The sequence below is a fragment of the Streptomyces sp. SID4985 genome, from assembly GCF_009863025.1.
GTDB lineage: Bacteria > Actinomycetota > Actinomycetes > Streptomycetales > Streptomycetaceae > Streptomyces.
Map to the genome: position 1 here is coordinate 1 of NZ_WWIR01000154.1, position 5,673 is coordinate 5,673.

The 5,673-nt window shown below is 73.4% G+C and carries 4 protein-coding genes; 1 reads left to right on the forward strand and 3 read right to left on the reverse strand.

Annotated features, from left to right (window positions below; translation table 11 throughout):
- Nucleotides 1–127 precede the first annotated feature (127 nt).
- From GTW40_RS06160 to GTW40_RS06170, 3 genes are all read right to left on the reverse strand, one after another.
- The gene (locus GTW40_RS06160) at nucleotides 128–637 is read right to left on the reverse strand and encodes a methylated-DNA--[protein]-cysteine S-methyltransferase (RefSeq protein ID WP_161179136.1); all 510 of its coding nucleotides are present in this window, start codon (nucleotides 635–637) and stop codon (nucleotides 128–130) included.
- Nucleotides 638–647: 10 nt separating this feature from the next.
- Nucleotides 648–2,183 carry a DNA-3-methyladenine glycosylase 2 gene (locus GTW40_RS06165; protein ID WP_237525362.1) on the reverse strand — a complete coding sequence of 512 codons (1,536 nt, stop codon included), beginning with the start codon at nucleotides 2,181–2,183 and terminating at the stop codon, nucleotides 648–650.
- Between the two features lie 109 nt (nucleotides 2,184–2,292).
- Nucleotides 2,293–3,180 carry a methylenetetrahydrofolate reductase gene (locus GTW40_RS06170; RefSeq protein WP_202485471.1) on the reverse strand — a complete coding sequence of 296 codons (888 nt, stop codon included), beginning with the start codon at nucleotides 3,178–3,180 and terminating at the stop codon, nucleotides 2,293–2,295.
- 463 nt (nucleotides 3,181–3,643) lie between these two features.
- On the opposite strand from GTW40_RS06170, the gene GTW40_RS06175 reads away from it, so the two are divergent.
- The coding region (locus tag GTW40_RS06175; RefSeq protein ID WP_161179137.1) for a hypothetical protein at nucleotides 3,644–5,673 on the forward strand (2,030 nt) is incomplete at its 3' end.

Genomic DNA, 5,673 nt, shown 5'->3' on the forward strand with positions numbered 1-5,673 from the left:
GGGGTGCGATGGGGGTGGGGCGGGTAGAAACCGCCACCGAGACGTGGACGGTCTGTGTCAACGGGCCGTACCGTCCGGCCCGTTGAACGCGCGGGCCGGACGGTACGGCGGCTGAACCCGAGGTAGGTCAGAAGAGGCTCTCCCCCTTTTCCGTCTTCTCGAACTCCAGGAGCCGCTGCTTGCGGGCCAGGCCGCCGCCGTAGCCGGTGAGGCTGCCGGTGGAGCCGATGACGCGGTGGCAGGGGACGATGATGCCGATGGGGTTGCGGCCGTTGGCGAGGCCGACGGCGCGGGAGGCGGTGGGGTTGCCCAGGGCGGTGGCGAGCTGGCCGTAGCTGCGGGTCTCGCCGTAGGGGATGAGGGTGAGCTGTTCCCAGACGCGCTGCTGGAACGGGGTGCCGGCGAGGTTCAGGCGGAGGGTGAATTCGGTCAGGTCGCCCGCGAAGTAGGCCGACAGCTGCTCGCGGGCCTCGGCGAAGGCGCTCAGGGTGTCGTCGCGCGGGCCGAAGGTCTCCTCGGCGGGGCGGTGGCGCTGGCCCTCCATGTAGAGGCCGCACAGCGTGTCGTCGGCGTCCGCGACGAGGGTGAGGGGACCGTAGGGGCTGTCGGTGACGGTGTGGTGCTTGCTGGCACTCATGGCAACTTCCTCAGTTCGGAAGGACGTTGATCGGGTGGCTGTCGGTCGCCCACAGGTACTGCACGGCGTACGCCCGCCAGGGCCGCCAGGCCTCGGCGCGGCCGGTGAGCGCGGCCGGGGTGGCGGGGAGGCCGAGGCGCTCGGCGGCGCGTCGTACCCCCAGGTCGGTGACGGGGAAGGCATCGGGATCGCCCAGGGCCCGCATGGCGATGACGTCGGCGGTCCAGGGCCCGAAGCCGGGCAGGTCGAGCAGGCGGGCGCGGGTCTCGGCCCGGTCGGACTCGGCGCCGAGCCGCAGCGTGCCGTCCGCGAGCCTCTCGACCAGGGTCATGAGGGTGGTGCGTCGGGTGCGCGGCATCGCCAGGGTCTCCGGGTCCACCGCGGCCAGCGCCTCCGGGCTCGGGAAGAGATGGGTGAGGCCGCCCTCGGGGTCGTCCAGCGGCTTGCCGTGCGCGGTGACCAGGCGGCCCGCATGGGTGCGGGCGGCGGCCGTGGACACCTGCTGCCCGAGCACCGCCCGTACGGCGAACTCGGCCTCGTCCACCGTGCGCGGCACCCGCCGCCCCGGCGCGCGGTCCACCAGCGGGGCCAGCGACGGATCGGCGCGCAGCCGCTCGTCCACGGCGGCCGGGTCGGCGTCCAGGTCGAGCAGGGCGCGGCAGCGGCTGATCGCCACGGTGAGGTCGCGCGGGTCGCTCAGGGTCAGACGGCAGGCTATGTGCCCGGCCGCCGGGGAGAGCGCCACGATCCCGTGCCCGTACGGCAGCGAGAGCGTGCGCCGGTACGCGCCGTCCCGCCACTCCTCCACGCCGGGTACGGCGGTGGCGGCCAGGTGTCCGAAGAGGTTGCTCGGTTCCAGGGGGGCGCGGTACGGCAGCCGTAGGGAGATCGTGCCCGGGGTGGCGGCCGGACCGGCGGCCGGTACGCGGGCGCGCAGCTCGGTCGGGGTGAGGGCGTAGACCTCGCGGACGGTGTCGTTGAAGGTGCGCAGGGAGGCGAAGCCCGACGCGAAGGCGATCTCCGCCATGGGCATCGCGGTCGTCTCGATCAGCAGCCGGGCGGTCTGCGCGCGCTGGGCGCGGGCCAGGGCGAGCGGTCCGGCGCCCAGCTCGGCGAGGAGCTGGCGCTCGATCTGCCGGGCGGAGTAGCCGAGCCGGGAGGCGAGTCCGGGGACGCCCTCGCGGTCCACGACCCCGTCGGCGATGAGCCGCATGGCGCGGGCCACCAGGTCGGCACGCTGGTTCCACTCCGGCGAGCCGGGGCTCGCGTCGGGGCGGCAGCGCTTGCAGGCCCGGAACCCCGCCCGCTGACAGGCGGCGGCGCTCGGGTAGAAGGTCATGTTCCGCGGCTTGGGCGGGACGACCGGGCAGCTCGGCCGGCAGTAGATGCCGGTGGTGAGCACCGCCGTGAAGAACCACCCGTCGAACCGGGCGTCCTTCGACTGCACGGCGTGCACGCAGTGCTCCCGGTCCAGGTGTGCCGCCGAGGCCGCCCCCGTCCCCACCCCGGTCCCTGCCCCTGTCGTCCCGCTCGTCACTGTCCGCATGAGTACAAGGATGGCCACCGGGAGGGCGGGACGCTGGCGAGAATCCGACATGTACCTGGGGGTGACCAGGGACCGGCTCAGCCCCAGGTCGCACAGACGCGCGCCCGGATCAGACCGCCGTGCGATATCCGCCGACCCACTCCGAGGTCGTCCGCAGCCCCCCGAACGTGTAGAAGTGCACCTTCACCACGCCGTGCCGCTCCGGGTCGTACCGCAGCGCCAGCTCGTCCAGGAAGCGGTCCGGGCCCGCCGTGCCCATGAGGTTGGTCAGCGAGAAGCCGTACTTGCGGGCGACGGAGGCGCTGGTGGCGACGCCGAAGCGGGACGCGTAGCCGAGCAGTCTGCGCACTCCGGCCGGGCCGGGGACGCCGACGCGCACGGGCAGTCGTATCCCGCGCGCCCGGACCGCCTCCAGCCAGGTCAGCACCGGGTCCACGGCGAAGCCGAACTGGGTGATCACCTCGCCGCCGAACCCCTCGGCGCCGAGCGCGGCCGCCTTGTCGGTGAGCGCGGACCACAGGACGGGACCGGTGAGGTCCGGGTGGCCCTCCGGGTAGCCGCTGATGCCGATGTGCCGTACGCCGTGGCGCTGGAGCAGTCCGGTGCGGATGACGGAGAGCGCGTCCTCGTACGGGCCCTCGGGGCGGGCGGGGTCGCCGCCGACCACGAAGACGTGCTCGCCGGTGCCGTCGGCGGCGAGTCCGGCGAGGAACTCCTCCAGGTGCGCGCGGGACGGCAGCCTGCGGGCGGAGATGTGCGGTACGGGGACGAAACCGAGCCGCTTGACCGCGCGGGCGGCGGCCAGCCGGGTACCTGGGTCCTCGCCCGCGAGGTAGGTGACGTTGATCCGGGTGCCCGGGGGTATGCCGGGGGCGGCCTCCTCCAGGCGGGACACGTCCTTGCCGGTCATCTCCAGTGAGAAGCCGTCCAGCAGCACGGCACCCGCGCCCCCGGCTTCCGTCGCACGGGCGGCCGGGGCGGAGGGGACGGGGTTCATCGTGCTCCTTGTGCGCGTGCGCGGGACTGTGGTTCGGCGGCCCAGGGGATCGGCGGTTCGACGGATCGGCCTCGGCCGATGATGCCACGGGCCCGCACGGGCGCATAAAGCGGGGAAAGGGCGGGGAATTCGCCCGCCCACCCGGGAACGACACAACGGACGTAACGGTTCCGCGCGGCCCCCCGCTGACACCCGTCGGCTTCCGCCAGGTCCGCGCGTGATCGCTTGGAGTAAATCCACAAATATTCCGGATGTCGTTTCTCGTGGCGTTGTCATTCGTTACGTCAGGCATGACGGATCTGTTGCGTGCGTGGGAAGAGTCGCGGGGCCTGTGCCGACGGGCGATACCGGCGGCGGACGTCATATCCGCGCACGGCGATGGGCGACCTCACCCACGACAGCATCGGCCTCAGACCGTCCGCGCGGCATCCCGCGCGTCGCACCACCCGCAGGAGCCCAGCCCGTGCCCTCCGCCGGACTCGTCACCCGTCGCCTCGCGCAGCTGTCCGCGGTGTCGGCGCTCTTCGCGCTCTTCACGGCGCAGCTGATCGGCGCGCTGCTGCCGGTCGTCCCGCTCTTCGTCGCCGCGACGGCGGCGGGCGCCGCGTTCGAGACGTACCTCCAGTACCGGCGGCCCGCGACGCTGGCGCAGCTGAACAAGATCCGCCTGGACGTGACCGTACGACAGCTGCTGCGCGACATGCTGATCATGGTGGCGCTGCTGCGGATCGACGGGATGGACCCCGAGCGCGGGCAGGCACCGCTGCTCATCGCCCTGGGCGCCTTCTACAGCCTGCACTTCCTGTGCCAGGCGATCGCCGTGATGGTGCGCCGTGCCCGCTCGCTGCCGGTCGTCACGCGCAACATCGACGCCTCCGCGCTGAACCTGAGCACCGCGCCGCCGCGCATTCTGCTGCGCCGCCCGGCGCACCGGCTGCTGGCCTTCGCCGCCCCGGGGACCGTCGGCCTGCTCGTCACCGCCGTCACCGCACAGGCACGCTGGGGCGAGATCGGCCTCGCCGTCTCCGTCGCGCTGATGGGCGCCGGGACCCTGTACCTGGCCCGCTGGCTGACCGGGAAGAAGCGCGCTCGGAGCGACGCCGAGGTGCTGGAGTGGGTGGACAGGTGGCTCGCGGGCTACCGGCCGACCGTCGCCATGTACTTCTCCGGCGGCACCTCCTCCGCCTACCAGGCGAACATGTGGCTGTCCACGCTCTCCCGGCTGGAACGCCCGCTGATCGTGCTGCGCGAGCGGTTCATGGTGCAGCGGATCGACGCCACCGACGTGCCGGTCATCTGCTTCCCCCGGGTCTCCGCCCTGTTCGCGCTGGAGAACTCGACGCTGAAGATGATGCTGCACCCGGCGAACTCCGGCAGGACCTCGCAGGTGCTGCGCATCCCCTCCATCAAGCACGCGTTCATCAACCACGGCGAGAGCGACAAGCTGTCCTCCTGCAACCCGTACGCCAAGGCGTACGACGAGGTGTGGGTGGCCGGTCCGGCGGCGCGCGAGCGGTACGCGCTCGCGGAGGTCGGCGTCGAGGACAAGGACGTCGTCGAGGTCGGCCGCCCGCAGCTGGCCCCGATCCTGCCGTACGCCGGGCCGCCCACCGGGGCGTACACCACCGTGCTGTACGCCCCCACCTGGGAGGGCTGGGACGGCAACCCCGGCAACACCTCCGTGGTGCTCGCGGGCGAGAACATCGTGCGCGAGCTGCTGGCCGACCCCGGTGTGCGCCTGGTCTACAAGCCGCACCCGATGACCGGCTCGGTCGATCCGCGCGCGGGCGCCGCCAACGAGCGGATCAAGGCGATGATCCGCGAGGCCGCCGCCCGGCGCTCCGGTCCCCGCCCCGGCCCCGGGGCCGCCGCCGAGCTGGCCCGCCGCACCGCCGAGCTGGAGCGGCTGACCTCGGTCTCCTTCCGGCCCGGCGCCGACGAACTGGAACGCATGCTGCTCCAGGGCGCCCCGCCGGGTGACCGCGAGGCCGGGATCGAGCGTGCCACGGCCGCCTGGGAGGCCGCCTACTGGGCGTCCGTCCCGCAGGGGGAGCACCTGATCGTCACCGACGCGCGGCCCGCGATCTTCGCCTGCTTCAATGCGGCGGACCTGCTGATCAGCGATGTCTCCAGCGTGGTCTCCGACTGGCTGACCAGCGAGAAGCCGTACGCCGTCGTCAACACCTCGGGCATGGGCGAGGAGGCGTTCCGGGCCGCCTTCCCGACCGTGACGGCGGCCGTCGTGCTGGCGCCGTCCGCGAAGGGTGTCCGGGGTCTGCTGGAGTCGGTCCGCCACCCCGGGAAGGACCGCTACGCCGGGCCGCGCTCCGCGCTGAAGGAACACCTGCTCGGCCCGTCCGACCCGCCTTCCCTGGAGCGCTTCCGTTCCGCAGCCGAGGCGCTGTGCGCCAGGGCCGACGAGCGCCGCGAGCGGATGGCCGCCCGGCTGGCCGCCCCGGGCATCCCGGCGCCGCGCGGCGCGGGCGACGACGA